This is a genomic window from Actinoplanes sp. L3-i22 (genome assembly GCF_019704555.1).
Taxonomy (GTDB): Bacteria; Actinomycetota; Actinomycetes; order Mycobacteriales; family Micromonosporaceae; genus Actinoplanes.
The window spans coordinates 3,588,556-3,602,913 of the sequence record NZ_AP024745.1 but is presented as its reverse complement, the minus strand read 5'-3'; the positions used below and the strand labels follow the sequence as shown (position 1 = coordinate 3,602,913).

General features: G+C 72.5%; 16 protein-coding genes. 7 read left to right on the top strand and 9 right to left on the bottom strand.

The annotated features are described in order from the left end of the window. The 3 genes from L3i22_RS15955 to L3i22_RS15945 are packed head-to-tail and all read right to left on the bottom strand — an operon-like array spanning position 1 to position 3,802. Positions 1-960 (bottom strand): ABC transporter permease, encoded by a 960-nt coding sequence (locus tag L3i22_RS15955; protein ID WP_221327746.1) that lies wholly within the window; start codon positions 958-960, stop codon positions 1-3. Next, the gene (locus tag L3i22_RS15950; protein ID WP_221327745.1) at positions 957-2,459 is read right to left on the bottom strand and encodes an ABC transporter substrate-binding protein; all 1,503 of its coding nucleotides are present in this window, start codon (positions 2,457-2,459) and stop codon (positions 957-959) included. The genes L3i22_RS15955 and L3i22_RS15950 overlap by 4 nt, the downstream gene beginning before the upstream one ends. Before the next feature lie 11 nt (positions 2,460-2,470). Further along, a complete protein-coding gene (locus L3i22_RS15945; RefSeq protein WP_221327744.1) occupies positions 2,471-3,802 on the bottom strand; it encodes an NtaA/DmoA family FMN-dependent monooxygenase in 1,332 nt (443 codons plus the stop codon). Positions 3,803-3,931: 129 nt separating this feature from the next. Here L3i22_RS15945 and L3i22_RS15940 point away from each other — a divergent pair, with 129 nt between their 5' ends. Together L3i22_RS15940 and L3i22_RS15935 are read left to right on the top strand one after the other, a co-directional pair. Then, entirely contained in the window at positions 3,932-4,783 is an 852-nt protein-coding gene (locus tag L3i22_RS15940; RefSeq protein WP_221327743.1) for a LysR substrate-binding domain-containing protein, read from the top strand. Between the two features lie 10 nt (positions 4,784-4,793). Further along, complete coding sequence (locus L3i22_RS15935; protein WP_221327742.1) at positions 4,794-5,240, top strand: cupin domain-containing protein; 447 nt, start codon at positions 4,794-4,796, stop codon at positions 5,238-5,240. A gap of 30 nt (positions 5,241-5,270) precedes the next feature. On the opposite strand, the gene L3i22_RS15930 is transcribed toward L3i22_RS15935, so the two are convergent. After that, the gene (locus L3i22_RS15930) at positions 5,271-6,041 is read right to left on the bottom strand and encodes an LLM class flavin-dependent oxidoreductase (RefSeq protein ID WP_221327741.1); all 771 of its coding nucleotides are present in this window, start codon (positions 6,039-6,041) and stop codon (positions 5,271-5,273) included. Positions 6,042-6,211: 170 nt separating this feature from the next. Between L3i22_RS15930 and L3i22_RS15925 the strand changes: the two genes are divergently transcribed. After that, positions 6,212-7,825 (top strand): methyl-accepting chemotaxis protein, encoded by a 1,614-nt coding sequence (locus L3i22_RS15925; protein WP_221327740.1) that lies wholly within the window; start codon positions 6,212-6,214, stop codon positions 7,823-7,825. Here the strand turns inward: L3i22_RS15925 and L3i22_RS15920 are convergent. Then, positions 7,815-8,612, bottom strand: a complete 798-nt coding sequence (locus tag L3i22_RS15920) for an LLM class flavin-dependent oxidoreductase (RefSeq protein ID WP_255658276.1) — start codon at positions 8,610-8,612, stop codon at positions 7,815-7,817. The genes L3i22_RS15925 and L3i22_RS15920 overlap by 11 nt on opposite strands. 69 nt (positions 8,613-8,681) lie before the next feature. Between L3i22_RS15920 and L3i22_RS15915 the strand changes: the two genes are divergently transcribed. Together L3i22_RS15915 and L3i22_RS15910 are read left to right on the top strand one after the other, a co-directional pair. Continuing rightward, positions 8,682-9,320 (top strand): DUF2461 domain-containing protein, encoded by a 639-nt coding sequence (locus L3i22_RS15915; RefSeq protein ID WP_255658275.1) that lies wholly within the window; start codon positions 8,682-8,684, stop codon positions 9,318-9,320. Between the two features lie 109 nt (positions 9,321-9,429). Beyond that, positions 9,430-9,876 carry a VOC family protein gene (locus L3i22_RS15910; RefSeq protein WP_221327738.1) on the top strand — a complete coding sequence of 149 codons (447 nt, stop codon included), beginning with the start codon at positions 9,430-9,432 and terminating at the stop codon, positions 9,874-9,876. Between the two features lie 53 nt (positions 9,877-9,929). Here the strand turns inward: L3i22_RS15910 and L3i22_RS15905 are convergent, their stop codons facing one another. Then, complete coding sequence (locus L3i22_RS15905) at positions 9,930-10,271, bottom strand: metalloregulator ArsR/SmtB family transcription factor (protein ID WP_255658274.1); 342 nt, start codon at positions 10,269-10,271, stop codon at positions 9,930-9,932. Next, a complete protein-coding gene (locus L3i22_RS15900; protein WP_221327737.1) occupies positions 10,268-10,729 on the bottom strand; it encodes an SRPBCC family protein in 462 nt (153 codons plus the stop codon). Before L3i22_RS15900 ends, L3i22_RS15905 begins: the two co-directional genes overlap by 4 nt. Positions 10,730-10,826: 97 nt before the next feature. Between L3i22_RS15900 and L3i22_RS15895 the strand changes: the two genes are divergently transcribed. Further along, complete coding sequence (locus L3i22_RS15895; protein ID WP_221327736.1) at positions 10,827-11,522, top strand: hypothetical protein; 696 nt, start codon at positions 10,827-10,829, stop codon at positions 11,520-11,522. A gap of 11 nt (positions 11,523-11,533) precedes the next feature. On the opposite strand, the gene L3i22_RS15890 is transcribed toward L3i22_RS15895, so the two are convergent. Further along, positions 11,534-12,508 (bottom strand): helix-turn-helix transcriptional regulator, encoded by a 975-nt coding sequence (locus L3i22_RS15890; protein WP_221327735.1) that lies wholly within the window; start codon positions 12,506-12,508, stop codon positions 11,534-11,536. 67 nt (positions 12,509-12,575) lie between these two features. Here L3i22_RS15890 and L3i22_RS15885 point away from each other — a divergent pair, with 67 nt between their 5' ends. Then, complete coding sequence (locus L3i22_RS15885) at positions 12,576-13,811, top strand: MFS transporter (RefSeq protein WP_221327734.1); 1,236 nt, start codon at positions 12,576-12,578, stop codon at positions 13,809-13,811. Here L3i22_RS15885 and L3i22_RS15880 read toward each other — a convergent pair. Beyond that, positions 13,760-14,350 (bottom strand): hypothetical protein, encoded by a 591-nt coding sequence (locus L3i22_RS15880; RefSeq protein ID WP_221327733.1) that lies wholly within the window; start codon positions 14,348-14,350, stop codon positions 13,760-13,762. The two genes, L3i22_RS15885 and L3i22_RS15880, sit on opposite strands and share 52 nt — an antisense overlap. Positions 14,351-14,358: the final 8 nt, after the last annotated feature.

Sequence of the window (14,358 nt, the reverse complement as noted above, 5' to 3'; positions counted from 1 at the left end):
TCAGACCCCTCTCGCCGAGGCCGGGGTGACCCGGACCAGGATCACGTTGACCAGCAGGTTGAAGACGACGACCAGGATCACCGAGACGACCAGCACGCCCTGCACGGCCGGCACGTCGCCGCGCTGCGCGGAGTCGGCGGCGAACTTGCCGAACCCGGCCATCCCGAAGATCGACTCGGTGACGACCGCGCCGCCGAGCAGGTTCGGGAACTTCATGCCGAGCACGGTCAGCGCCGGGCCCATCCCGTTGCGCAGCACGTGCCGGAAGAAGATCCGGCGCGGGCTCAGGCCGCGGACCACCGCGCCGGTCACGTAGTTCTCCCGGTACGCCGCGACCAGCCCGGACCGCAACTGCCGGGCCACGTCCGAGACGGTGTCGAAGCTGAGCGCGACGGCCGGCAGGACGATGTGCGCGAGCCAGACGCCCAGCCCCCGCTCGGCCGGCACGTAGCCGGCCGACGGGAACCAGCCGAGCCCGACCGCGAACACCACCACCAGGGCGATGCCGACCACGAACGACGGCATCACCGAGATGAACGTCATGAACCCGGTGATCGCCCGGTCCACCCAGGTGGTCCGGCGGGCCGCGGCCAGCACGCCGAACCCGAAGCCGAACACCACCCCGATGACCAGGGCCAGGCCGGCCACCGAGAGGCTGATCACCGCGCCCTCGATCAGCAGCCGGCTGATGTTCGCGCCGTTGTACCAGCTGGTCCCGAGGTCGCCGTGCAGCAGTTGACCGAACCAGTCGAGGTACTGGGTGAGGAACGGCCGGTCCAGGCCCCACTGGTGCTCGATCTGGGCGACCGCCTCCGGGGTGGCCGACTCACCGAGCTGCAGGTGGGCCGGGGTGAGCCCGCTGAGCGCCCGCAGCGCGAACGTGACGAACGTGGCGACCAGGAAGACCGGTACGAAGATCGCGATCGAACGCAACAGGCCGGTCAGCAGGCGTCTCGTCATGAGCCGACCGTGAGCCCGGTCCAGTGGATCTGCCCCGGGATCGGGGTCAGGGCGGAGACCTTCTTGCTCTTCACGAACAGGTTCGGCTGCGAGTACGTGAACACCAGCGCCCGACTGTCCAGACCGGCCCGGGTCGCGGCCTGCAGGTTCGCCTGGTAGTCCGGCGAGTCCAGCGGGGTCTGGCGGGCCTTGGCGACCGCGGCCTCGAAGCCCTCCGGCTCGTACGGCGTGCTCAGGTTCAGCGGCCCGTTCGGCCCGAAGTGCGCGGTCAGCGTCTGCACCGGCGACTCGCGCCCGGTGGTGCCGTAGAGCGACAGCGTCAGGTCCTTGGCGAAGAACGGGGTGGCCCAGTTCGGGTCGACCTTGATGGTGACCGGGACGCCGATCGCGGCGAGCTGCGACTGCACGATCTCGGCCGCGGTGGACTGGGCCGGGACGACCAGGTTGAGCTTCAGGTCGCTCGCCGGGACGCCGGACTCGGCGAGCAGCTGCTTGGCCTTGGCCACGTCGTAGGGGTACTTGTTCGCCGACTGCGGGTCGTACGCCAGGTACTCGGACGGGAACGGCTGGTCGGTGGCTTTGCCGTACCCGAAGGTGACCTTGTCGACGAACTCCTGGCGGTTGATCGCGTAGCGGACCGCGTCGACCACCTTCGGGTTGTCGAACGGCTTCTTGTTGACGTTGAGGCTGATGTTCGAGGCGTTGAAGCCGGGCTGCTGGACCACGTCCAGGTTCGCCGCCTCGGCCGCCTTGACCTGGCTCGGGATCAGGTTGGCCAGGTCGTAGACGCCGGTCTGCAGCCCGGAGACGATGGTCGCGTCCTCCGGCGCGGCGAGCAGCTCGACCTTGTCGACGTGGATGTTCGCGGCGTCCCAGAAGTCCGGGTTCTTCTTGAGATAGACGTGCGAGCCGGGCACGTTCTCGGTGACCACGAACGGGCCGGCGCCGACCGGCGACTGGTCCAGCTTCTTCGCGTCCTGCGCGGCCGTGGCGCTGGTGATCTGCGCGACGCGCTCGCCGAGCAGCAGCGGGATCTGGTAGTCCACCTGGGTCAGGTCGATCACCACGTCGGTCGCGCTCTTCGCGGTGACCGTCTTGATCGAGGTGAGGTCGCCGAAGAGCGCCGAGTCCTTCTGCGTCTTGGCCCGCTCCAGGTACGCCTTGACCGCGGCCGCGTCCAGCGCCGACCCGTCGGTGAACTTCAGGTTCGGCCGCAGGTGGAAGGTGACCTGGTCGCCCTTGGCGTTGTAGTCCCAGCTCTGCGCGAGGCTCGGGACCGCCTCGCCTTTTTCGTTGATGTCGGTCAGCGAGGCGTAGGCCAGCGACAGGATCCGGAACTGCGCGCCGCTGCCGCTGACCACCGGGTCCCAGTGCGCCGGCAGGGTGACGGCCCAGCGCAGGGTGCTCTCGCCGCTGTCGGCGCCGGCCGCGCCTCCGGCGCACCCCGCGAGGGTCAGGGTGGCGGCCACGGCTGCGGCAGCAAATTTGGTACGTCTCATCGCCGTGCCCCTCACTTGACCAGCTCGCGGGTGTGGATGTTGCGGGGCACCGGCAGGCCGAGGTTGCCGCGCAGGGTGGTGGACCCGTACTCGTCACGCGCGACGCCGCGCCCGCGCAGGATCGGCAGCACCTCGTCGGTGAACCGGGCGAACTCGCTGGGCACCGTGACGGTGATGTTGACGCCGTCGAACGCGCCCGCCTCGAACCACTTCTGGATCTCGTTCGCCACGGTCAGCGGCGAGCCGACGAACGGCGAGCGGCGCGAGTCGATGCTGTGCCGGACCACCTGGCGCAGCGTGAAGCCGTTGTCGGCGGCCAGCTTCTTGATCCGCTCGGCCTGCGTCTTGAAGCTGCGGTCGCCCAGGTCACCCAGGTCGGGGAAGGGGGCGTCGAGGTCGTACTGGGTGAAGTCGTGCCAGCCGAACGGCCGGCCCAGCTCCTTGAGCGCGCGGTCGAAGTCCTTGCCTCCGACGATCTCGGCTTCCCTGGCCCGGGCCTCCTCGTCGGTGTCGGCGATGATCGGGCTGATCCCCGGGACGATCAGGATCTGCTCCGGGTCGCGACCCTTGGCGGCGGCGCGGGCGCGGAGGTCGGCGGCGAACGCTCGACCCTGCTCGATCGTCTGCGCGTGCGTGAAGATCGCGTCGGCGATGCTCGCGCCCAGGTCCCGGCCCTCGTCCGAGTCGCCGGCCTGGAAGATCACCGGCTGGCCCTGCGGGCTGCGCTGCAGGTTGAGCGGGCCGACCACGGAGAAGTGCTCGCCGACGTGGTTCAGGGCGTGCTGCTTGTCCTTGTCGAAGAAGACGCCGCGCTCCTTGTCGCGGGGGAAGGCATCGTCCTCGTACGAGTCCCACAGCCCCTGCACCACGCGGACGTGTTCCAGGGCCCGGCCGTACCGGGTGGAGTAGTCGTAGTGCTCCTCGCGCCCGTAGTTCCCGGCGGTGCCGCCGTCCCCGGTCGCGACCACGTTCCAGCCGGCCCGGCCGCCGCTGATCACGTCCAGCGAGGCCAGCCGCCGGGCGATGTTGAACGGGTCGTTGTACGAGGTGGTCAGCGTCCCGACCAGCCCGATGTGGGTGGTGTGCACGGCGACCGCGGAGAGCAGGGTGAGCGGCTCGAGCCGGTTCAGGTAGTGGTTCGGCGAGTCCGGCGTGATGAACTGGCTGTCCACGATGAACACGTGGTCGAACTTGGCGGCCTCGGCCTGCTGCGCGCGGGCGATGTACCAGCGGATGTCCACGCTGGCGTCACCGGGTATCTCGGGACTCAGCCAGGTGTGATGCTGGCCCGGTCCACCGACGCCGAGCAGTACGGCGCCGAGTATCAGGTTCCTTCGAGTCATCTCTACTTCTCCGATAGGATTGCAGGGTTCAACAAGACGAGCATCACGGTGGGTAGGCGGTCGTGTCCAACGAGAGATCGTGATGTGAGCCATCACCACGGCTAATCAATTCCTAGTAACCTGATAGGCATGAGTCGTTTTCTCGACATCGCACCGCTGCGCAGCCTGGTCGCGGTCGCCGACTGCGGCGGCTTCCAACGGGCCGCGACCGCCCTGCACCTGAGCCAGGGCGCGGTCAGTCAGCACGTGCGCCGGCTGGAGACGACCCTCGGCCGCACCCTGGTCGAACGCGACGGCCGCGGCTCCCGCTTCACCGCCGACGGCGAGGCGCTGCTCCTGCACGCGCGCCGGCTGCTCGCGGTGCACGACGAGACGCTGCACGCGTTCGGCGCCACCGCGGAACGCGTGCTGCTGATCGGTTCCACCGAGCACGCCGCCGCCCAGCTGCTGCCCGACCTGGCCGGCGCGCTGACCGGCACGTTCCCGGACGCGCGCATCCGGTTCCGGATCGACCGCGGCAGCCAGCTGCGCACCGACCTGCAGGACGGGCGGATCGACCTGGCCCTGCTGCTCGGCCCGGCCGAGGACGAGAGCGCGCGGACCGTCGGCGAGCTGCACCTGACCTGGTATTCGGCGCCACAGTGGACGCCCCCGGCGAGCGGCCGGCCGATCCCGCTGGTCGCCTTCGACGCGCCCTGCGCGCTGCGCACCCGGGCCCTGGAGACGCTCGCCGCGCACGGGCTGGCCGCCGACGTCGACTGCGAGGCCGCGCACCTGGCCGGGGTGCAGGCCGCGGTCCGGGCCGGGCTCGGCGTCGGCCTGATGGCGACCCAGGGCCAGCGCCCGGACGGCCTGGTCGAGCGGGACGACCTGCCGGCGCCGCGGCCGATCGCGCTCTCCGTGCAGCCGCGCCGCGGCCTGCCGCCGGACCTGGTCACCGGCACCGCGGCGGCCCTGCACAAAGTCCTACTGGATCGATAGGATCATGGGCATGGCAGACGAAGACCCGTTCCACCGCCGGCTGCACCACGTCGCGGGCGGCTCCCTGAGCGCGGACACCGCGCAGACCACCGGCATGCGCCGCGTCGAGGCGATCAGCGGCGCCACCGTCGGCAGCCGGAACCTGTGGATGGGCGAGACCCACGTCGCCGCGTCCACCTCCTCCGGCAACCACCACCACGGCGCGTCGGAGACCGCGATCTACGTGGTCAGCGGCCACCCGTCGTTCGTCTTCCTGGACGAGGAGCACGGCGAGACCCGGGTCGACACCAAGCCCGGCGACTACATCTACGTCCCGCCGTGGGTCCCGCACCGCGAGGAGAACCCGGACCCGGCGAACGAGGCCGTGGTGGTCATCTCCCGCACCACCCAGGAGGCCATCGTCGTCAACCTCCCGGACCTCAAGTGGGTCGGCCCGGTCGGCCACGCGGAGTCCTGAGCGCCCGGTCCTGAGCGCCCCGCCGGCCCGTCAGCCGGCGAGGGCGACCGCCGGGCGCAGCTCGAAGGCCTCGCGCAGCGTCCGGCCCACCGGCCGGGGGGTCAGCGCCCGCAGCACCTTGACCACGTCGTCCACCCCGCCCTCGGCCACCAGCTCCACCCCGTCGAGCAGGTGCTCGTCGACCCAGGACCGCAGCCGGGTCGCGAAGCCCGGCACCACCTCACCCTTGGCCACCGTGACCCGGCCGAGCAGCGCCACCTCCCCGCGCTCCCGCCCGGCGAGCCGCAGGGCCTGGCTCAGGTCCGCGTCCGCCCCGCCGGCCTGCCCCAGGTCGACCACGACGATGTCGGCCAGCGGCGCGACCGTCGCCACCCCGAGCACCCCGAGGTCGGCCACGAGCACCGGCCCGTCCGGGCGGTCGTCGCCGGGGAACGACTCCCACAGCCGGGTGAGCACCCGGGCGTACTCGATCCAGCGGGGCACCGAGTCGCCCGGCCGCAGCACCGCCCCGGAGCGCCCGCCGGTGGCGGTGTCCAGCGACAGCGTCCGCCGGGCCGCGGTCAGCGGCGGGTTCCCGGTGGTCGGCAGCACCGGCAGGTATCCGATCCCGGCGTGCCGGCCGGCCAGGTAGGCGGCGACGACCGCCGGGTCGAGCGCGGTCCCGTTCGGCGACCGGTCGGCGAGCCGGATCGCGGCGACCCCGGCCTCCTCCGCGGCGGCCACGATCTCCCCCGCGTCGGCCAGGGAGTGCAGGCCGGGCCCGCCGACGGACAGGGCGAGCAGGACGGGAACACCACGCATCGGGGACCACCTTCGGCAACGGATCGAGCAGAGTCCCATTAGACCATAATTCCTATCGGCCGAATAGGATTAAAACGCGGGCGGCGAAGAGCAACCGAACATCAACCGTCCGCGACCAGGGTCACATCGCAAACCTTCAACCCCTGCCCGCGTACGCCGATCTCAGAGGCATGCGGATCAGTGACATCAATGTCGGCAAGCGCCTCGGCGCCTCCTTTTTCGTGCTGACCGCCCTGATCGGCGCGTCCGCCGGGGTCGGCTGGTGGGGAATGCGCCAGCAGGTCTCCGCCGAGGAGGAGCTGGCGACCCTGGAGCAGGTCCGCGACGACATCGGGGCGATCAAGTACGACGCGGCCGACGTCACCGGCTGGCAGGGCCTGGTCGTGGCGGACGCCGGCGCCTTCGGGTACGCCTACGCCACCGGCCCGGACGGCTACAACCGCGAGGGCGAGCTGAAGTCGAAGGACACCATCTACACCGACCTGGCGGCCACCCGTACCGGCGCCATGACCGCGGCCGAGCGGGCGAAGTTCGCCCAGCTCAAGCCGGCCTGGGACGACTTCTTCACCTGGGACGCCAAGGTCATGCAGTGGCTGTCCACGGACACCCGGGCCGGTCGCGCCACGGCGATGACCAGTATCAACGGTGGGGAGGCCGGGGCCTCGTACGGGAAGATCCTGGATCTGACCGCAAGCCTCGACGCCTCGGTCGACCAGCGTGCCGAGGCGCTCCGCGCCGAGGTGGAGAAGGTCCGCACCACGGCGCTGCGGATGCTCGTGCTGGCGTTGATCCTGGCCACCGCGCTGGCGATCACGATGGGGATCTGGGTGACCCGCTCGGTGACCGGCCCGCTGGCGAAGGTGGTCGCCGCGCTCAAGCGGCTCGCCGACCACGACCTGACCGTGCGGGTCGGCCTGAACCGCCGCGACGAGCTGGGCAGCCTCAGCGACGCGGTGGACCGGACCGCCGCGTCGCTGCGCGAGACGGTGGCCGCGATCGCCGGGCACGCCGAGACGGTCTCCGCGGCCTCCGGCGAGCTCTCCGAGGTGTCCACCCGGATCGCCGCGGCCAGCGCCGAGGTCGACGCCCAGGCCACCGCGGTCGCCGACTCGGCCGGGCACGTCTCCGGCAACGTGCGGACCCTGCAGGCCGGCAGCTCCGAGATGACCCTGGCGATCGACGAGATCGCCCGCAACGCCGGCGAGGCCGCGCAGGTGGCCGGCGAGGCGGTCGGCGCGGTCGAGCAGACCAACCGCACGGTCGGCAAGCTGGGCGCGTCGTCCGCCGAGATCGGCAAGGTGGTCGCCATGATCACGGCGATCGCCGAGCAGACCAACCTGCTCGCGCTGAACGCGACGATCGAGGCCGCCCGCGCCGGTGACCTGGGCAAGGGCTTCGCGGTGGTGGCCGGCGAGGTCAAGGAGCTCTCGCAGGAGACGGCACGGGCCACCACCGAGATCGGCCGGCTGGTCCAGGCCATCCAGTCCGACTCGTCCGAGGCGGCCGGCGCGATCGGCCGGATCGGCGACGTGGTCAACCGGATCAGCGACTTCCAGACGCTGATCGCGGCGGCCGTCGAGGAGCAGACCGCCACCACCAGCGAGATGGGCCGCAACGTGGCCGAGGTCGCGGACAGCAGCACCACCATCGCCGACAGCATCGCCGGGGTGGCCGGCGCGGTCGGCACCACGACGGCGGTGGCCGGACAGGCTCAGCAGAACGCCGCGAGCCTGGCCCGGACCAGCGGCGAGCTGCGCGACCTGGTCACCGGTTTCACGCTCTGAGCAGCGGCAACAACTGATCACCCTCGGACGTCGCGGCGACCTTCGCCTCGGCGTCCGCCCAGGCCCGCTCGGTCGTCTCGCGCACCACCGTGGTGATCCGCAGACCGAACTCCAGCGGCGGATGCTCCCGCCCCAGCTCCTTTTCCAGAGCTTTCAACCTTTCGATCCTTTCCCGTACGCCGTCGAGCGTCTCGCCCCAGAACAGCTGCACGTCCGCCTCGGCCGCGGACACCCGCTCGGCGGCCTCGGACGCGCCGCCGAAGTACAGCCGCGGCGGCCGGCTCAACCGCGGCACCACGGTCGAATCGGTGACCCGGAAGTGTTCCCCCTGGTAGGTGACGTTCTCCTCGGCCCACAACCGGCGCACGATCCGCAGGAACTCGCGCGTCCGGCCGTACCGCTGGATCTGATCGCCCTCCTCGTCGCCGTAGGCGGCGAGGTTGTCCTTCCCGGACACGATGTTGATCAGCACCCGCCCGCCGCTCAGGTGCTGCAGCGTCGCGGCGGCCGAGGCGAAGTGCGCCGGCCGCCAGTAACCGGGCCGGGCCGCGATCAACGGCCGGAACGTCGTCGTCCGCGCGGCCAGGGCGGTCGCCACCGTGAACGTGTCCGGCCGGCCCCACCCGGTGCCGATCAGCGCGCCGCCCCAGCCGTGCGCCTCGACCGCCTGCGCCTGGCTGACCAGCGCGTCCAGGCTGTTGTGCCCGGCGACCACGTCGTCGCCGCGGTGGCCGGGCCGGTCCTCGTTGGGGATGTACCACAGGAACTCGCTCGGATCGCCTATCACCTCTATAGCTAATATATGAATCCGCGACCCTTCTCAAGGCGGCCGCGGGCGATGGCGCAGAATCGTGGGGTGACGTTCCGCGGTTGGCCGGTCGAGGCGCTGGAGTTCTACGAGGGGCTCAGCGCCGACAACTCGAAGACGTACTGGACCAGGCACCTCCCGTTCTACGAGGAGCAGGTGCGCGGGCCGATGCTGGAGCTGCTCGCCGCGCTCGAGCCGGAGTTCGGGCCGGGGAAGGTCTTCCGGCCGTACCGGGACGTGCGGTTCAGCAAGGACAAGACGCCGTACAAGACGCACCTCGGGGCGTGGCTGGAGGGCGGCGGCTATCTGCAGCTGTCGGCGGACGGGCTGGCCGCCGGGTCGGGGTACTACCAGATGGACTCCGGTCAGCTGGACCGCTACCGGACGGCGGTCGCCAACGACGTCAGCGGCACGGTGCTGCTCGGGCTCATCGCGGACGCCGAGAAAGCCGGGATCACCGTGACCGGGCGGGACACGTTGAAGACCGCGCCGCGCGGCTACCCGAAGGACCATCCGCGGATCGAGCTGCTCCGGCACAAGGGCCTGATCACCTGGCGGGAGTGGCCGCCGGCGGCCTGGCTGGGCACGGCCGCGGCGAAGACCCGGGTGGTCGACTTCCTGCGCGCCGGCCTGCCGCTGCGGCACTGGCTCGACGACCAGGTCGGCCCGCCGCTCGCCGCGGAGTAGGCCCGGTCCCGCGGCTCGCGCCGCCCGGGCCACGCCGCGGCCCGGGTGATCCGCCGGTTCGTTCGATTTCCGGTCAGCCCGTGTCCGCAATCTGCGGCAGGGTGGGGGCATGACTCTTGAGATCGCACGCGAGGTCCAGTTCACCTTCGACGCCGCCGACCCGGCCGCGCTGTCCGCGTTCTGGGCCGAGGCGCTGGGCTATCAGGTGCAGTCGCCGCCGGACGGGTTCGACTCGTGGGAGCAGGCCCTCGCGGCGTGGGGTGTGCCGGAGGACAAATGGAACAGCGCGTCGGCCGTGGTCGACCCGAAGGGGACCGGGCCGCGGCTGTTCTTCCAGCAGGTGCCGGAGGGCAAGACCGGCAAGAACCGGGTGCACCTCGACGTACGGGCGGCGCCCGGGCTGACCGGCGACGAGCGGATGGCGGCGCTGGAGGCCGAGGCGGAGCGCCTGGTCGGGCACGGCGCGACCCGGCTCGAACGCCACGAGCCGGTGCCGCCGAACGCCGGGCACATCGTGATGGCCGACCCGGAGGGCAACGAGTTCTGCCTGGACTGACCCACCCGCGCCGGCGGCCTTGCGTGCGGGCGCGGGCCACGCCCGTACCCAAATCAGGTGTTTCTGGTTTGTTGAATCGCCTCGGCGATGCGCTTGATGCGCTGCAGGCGGGCGTCCCAGGCGGCGCCGACCGCGGCGAGCTGGGCGACCGCGCGGGCGAGTTGCGCCTCGTCGACCTGGTAGCGGCGCTCCCGGCCGGCCGGGCGGCCACGGACCAGCCCGACCCGGTCGAGCACGGTCAGGTGCTTGGCGACCGCCTGGCGGGTCACGGTCATCTGCCGGCTCAGCGTGCTGGCCGTGCCGCCGCCCTCGGTGAGCAGCAGGTCCAGCATCCGCCGCCGGGTCGGGTCGCCGATCGCCGACCAGAGATCGTCGTCGACGACGGCCGTGGTCACGGCTGGACCTGGAGGGTGGCGACGTAGGGCGCGAGCCGCGGGATGAAGTGATCCCAACCGGTCACGTGGTCCCGGTAGCACTCCTCCAGCACGGCCTGCGACCAGCCCCGCTCGCGGAACCCGGTCTCGGTCATCCGCAGCGTCGTGCCGCCGCCGGACGGGGTGAGGTCGAACGTGACCAGCAGTGAGTTCCCCGCGGTCGCGGTCTCGCCGGCCGGGTGCGTCCAGCGGAACGAGAACATCCGCGGCGGCTGGGCGTCGACGACGGTGAACTGCTCGACCTGCGCCTCGGCGTCGCCCTTCCCGAAGCTGATCGTCCCGCTGGCGCCGGCGACGGCCGCGTAGTCGGCGTCGTCGGGCCACCAGCCCTTGAGGTGCTCCGCGCTGCTGACCACCTCGAAGACGACCTCGGGGGTGGCGTCGACGTAGATCTCGCGCTCGATGGTTCCGAGTTCCATGACTTCCTCCTGCAACCTTTGGTTGCACCTAACCTAACCCGGACCGGCGCAACATGCAACCATCGGTTGCGCGTCGGTGACGGGCTAAGGTGCCCGGGTGTCGATGCATGAGATCGAGGATCTGGTGTACGAGTCGGTCCGGACGCTGGACCGGCACCACCCGGCGGACGACGGACGGCTGCGCGACTGGTTCGTCGCGCTCTACGCGTTCCAGTTCACCTTCGACTGCTCGATCACGCAGGGGCGGGTGCGCGACATCCTGCTGCGACGGGGGCACACCTACCGGTTCCCGGTCGCCGAGCACCCCGACTACGCGGAGCGGCGCGCGTTCTTCGACGGGCTGGACGACTTCACCGACCTGCACGAGGACGACGAGCTTCCGGAGCGTGAGCTGGCGACCGGGTACGTCGACCCACCCTGGCTCTACGCCGAGGCCGGCAGCGCGCTGTGGCAGCGGATGGCCGGCGCCGGGCGACTGACCGGCGCCGCCGCGGTCCCGCCGAACCGGGTCCGGCTGATCGACGTGGCCACCCGGATCGCGGCCGCCGCGGAGCGGGACGGCGACGCCGAGCTGATCGCCCACTGGTACGGGCTGGGCCCGGAGATCCTGGTCGGCGGGTATCCGCTGCACGCCGACGAGCTGCCGGCCACCCCGGGCGTGGCCGAGCTGCGCGAGATCGTCCGGCGGACCGGAGCGCTCGAGGTCGACCTGCCGCCCGGCTACCGCCCGAGCGAGGAGGAGATCGAGGCGATGGACAGCGACCTCGACCGCTGGTGGTACGCGGTCACCTGACCCCGCCCGGCTCAGCCCGCGGCCCGGACCAGCGCGTCGCCGAGCGGCGTCCGTGCGTAGAGCACCGACCGCCCGGACCGGGCCCGGGTCACCAGCCCGGCCCGGTACAGCACCGCGAGATGGTCGCCGACCGCCCCGGTGGCCAGCGTGAACACCGCCGCGAGGTGGGTCGTGCTGGCCGGCTCCCCCAGCCCGATCAGCAGCTGCGCCCGGCTCCGGCCGAGCAGCCCGGCCAGCGAGTCCGGCACCGCGGCCGGCGCCGGCTCGAACAGCGCGCCCACGCCGCGGGCCGGATATATGATCGCCTTCGGCCACGGGTCGTCGCCGAAGACCGCGGTGCCGGGCCAGATCGTCACCGCCGGCACGAGCAGCAGCCCGGCCCCGCCCAGCGCGCCGGCCGGCCCGCCGTGCGCGGACAGCTCGATCCCGCCGTCCCGCCAGCGGACCCGCGGGCCGAGGCCGGCCAGCGCCGCCTCCCACCCGGCCCGGCCCAGCTCGGCGGCGCGGTGCACGACGTCCCGCTCGCAGACCGCCCGCATCTGCGGCCACTCCGCGGCGAGCAGGACCGACCAGGCCAGCTCCAGGAAGTCGGCGACGCGGTCGAGGACGTCCGGGTCGTACAGGAAGGCCCGGGTCGCCGCCGTGACCCGCCGCCGGGCCAGGTAGTAGTCGATCTCCTCACGGGCCGCGCCGAGCGGCCAGGCCCGCACCGCGGCCAGGTCCTGCTCGATCGTCTGCGCCATCCCGCGCGGCGGCGGGGCGAAGAAGTTCGCACCCTCGCGGGCGGTCTTCAGCACCCGGACGGCGTCCCGGCCCGGATGCTCCCGCAGCTGATCGAATCCGGTCCGGAAGCGCGCGAGCCAGGACGACGGGAGGGCCGGCGCGGGGGTCTCCAGCGCCCGCAGCAGGTCGTGCAGCTCGAAGATCGGCGAGACCGCGAACCGGGTGCGCAGCAGATCCTCCGCACCGACCTCGAACCGCAACACCACCCCGACGTTACGCCACCTGGCGAATCAATCGCGCCGGTGACCCGCCGGCCGACATCGTGACGGGGTGACTGTTGCCGATCGGGGCGCGACCTACCGCGAGGTCTTCGCCGAGCCGAAGTTCCGGGTGCTGTTCTTCGCCCGCACCGCCGCGATCGCGGCCGAATCCCTGCGGATCTTCGCGCTCTCCGTGCTCGTCTTCGAACAGACCGGGTCGGCGCTGCTGAGCGCGCTCGCGTTCGCCGCCGGGTTCCTGCCGCAGCTGGCCGGGGGGCTGCTGCTGGGCGCGCTGACCGACCGGATCCGGCCCCGGCCGCTGATCGTCGCCGGGTACCTGTCCGGGGGCGCGGCCGCGCTGCTGATCGCCACCGTCGAGATGCCGGTCGCCGCGCAGCTGACGATCATCGCGGCGGTCGCCTGCGGCACGCCGATCTTCATGGGCGCGGCCGGGCGGCTGGTCGCGGACGTCCTGACCGGCGACGCGTACGTGCTGGGCCGCTCGGTGATGAACGCCGCGTCCTCCGGCGCGCAACTGCTCGGCCTGGCCGTCGGCGGGGTCACGGTCGCCGCGGTCGGCCCCCGGCAGGCGCTGCTCGTCGCGGCCGCCGGGCAGGTGCTGGCGGCGCTGATCGTCCGGTTGGGCCTGCCCGATCTCGACGGGCTGCGGGCCGAGGGCGGCTCGGCGGTGCGGGCCAGCCTGACCGGCGTCCGGGACCTGCTCGGCGACCCGGTGATCCGCCGGCTGATGCTGGTGCACTGGCTGCCGCCGGCGTGCGTCGCGGGCGCCGAGGCGCTGCTCGTCGCGTACGCCACCGCGCGGGGCTTCCCGGCCGGCTCGGCCGGCGCGCTGATGGCCGCGGTCCCGGTCGGCATGCTGCTCGGCGACCTGATCGTCGGCCGCTGGGTCCGCCCGGCGATGCGCGAACGCCTCTCCCGGCCGCTGGTGGTCCTGGCCGGCGGGCCGCTGGCGCTGCTCGTCGCCGGGTTGCCGCTGGGTGGTTCGCTCGCGCTGCTGGTGCTGTGCGGGGCGGGCGCCGCGTACCAACTCGGGCTGCAGCGCCCGCTGCTGGAGGCCACCCCGGAGGCGCGGCGGGGCCAGATGTTCGCGCTGCTCTCCACCGGCATGATGACCGCCCAGGGCCTCTCCCCGGTGATCCTGGGCGCGGCGGCCCAGCTCACCACCACACCCCTGGCCGTCTCGGCCGCCGGCGCCGCCACCGTCCTCTGCGCCCTGCTGATCCCCCGCCCCGGTCAGCCCCGCCCCCTGACCCGGGCGAGCACCGCGGCCCCGGACGCGTCGTAGGCATACAGCGACGTGCGCAGGTCGGCGAACGGGAGCAGGTTCAGCAGCTCGGCCTCGCCGGCGCCGGCGACGAACCAGTCGCACTGGCCGGGCGCGTCCCACAGCATGATCCGCACGTCCGCCCCCTCGAACCGGAACGTCGCCCGGCCCGGCCAGCCCCGCGGGCCGGGCCGCTCCCGGTACCGCCGGCGCAGGTGGCTGAGGGTCACCTCGTCCAGTTCGTCGGCCTGCGCCGCGAACTCCCATTCGCAGCTCGCCGCCCAGCGCCGGAACTCGACGAACGAGGCCACGTCCGGCGAGAACACCCGGGTCGCGCCGGCCGGCCCGCCGACCAGCACCGGCGGGGCCGGATCGTCGAGCGGGACACCCCACGCGCAGACGCCCTGATTCTCCACCGAGAGCAGCAGCACCGGCCCGGGCCAGCCCGGGAACCAGCGCTCCGGGTCGCCGGGCCGGTCCACCACCTCGCGGGCGGGGAACACCGGCTGGTCACCGTTGAGTGCCGCCACCTCCTCGGTGAACAGCTCCAGATCGTCCACCCCGTAGG

Coding starts and splice junctions, on each gene's coding strand:
- L3i22_RS15955 (WP_221327746.1), bottom strand. CDS start 960: ATGACGAGACGCCTGCTGACCGGCCTGTTGCGTTCGATCGCGATCTTC.
- L3i22_RS15950 (WP_221327745.1), bottom strand. CDS start 2,459: ATGAGACGTACCAAATTTGCTGCCGCAGCCGTGGCCGCCACCCTGACC.
- L3i22_RS15945 (WP_221327744.1), bottom strand. CDS start 3,802: ATGACTCGAAGGAACCTGATACTCGGCGCCGTACTGCTCGGCGTCGGT.
- L3i22_RS15940 (WP_221327743.1), top strand. CDS start 3,932: ATGAGTCGTTTTCTCGACATCGCACCGCTGCGCAGCCTGGTCGCGGTC.
- L3i22_RS15935 (WP_221327742.1), top strand. CDS start 4,794: ATGGCAGACGAAGACCCGTTCCACCGCCGGCTGCACCACGTCGCGGGC.
- L3i22_RS15930 (WP_221327741.1), bottom strand. CDS start 6,041: ATGCGTGGTGTTCCCGTCCTGCTCGCCCTGTCCGTCGGCGGGCCCGGC.
- L3i22_RS15925 (WP_221327740.1), top strand. CDS start 6,212: ATGCGGATCAGTGACATCAATGTCGGCAAGCGCCTCGGCGCCTCCTTT.
- L3i22_RS15910 (WP_221327738.1), top strand. CDS start 9,430: ATGACTCTTGAGATCGCACGCGAGGTCCAGTTCACCTTCGACGCCGCC.
- L3i22_RS15900 (WP_221327737.1), bottom strand. CDS start 10,729: ATGGAACTCGGAACCATCGAGCGCGAGATCTACGTCGACGCCACCCCC.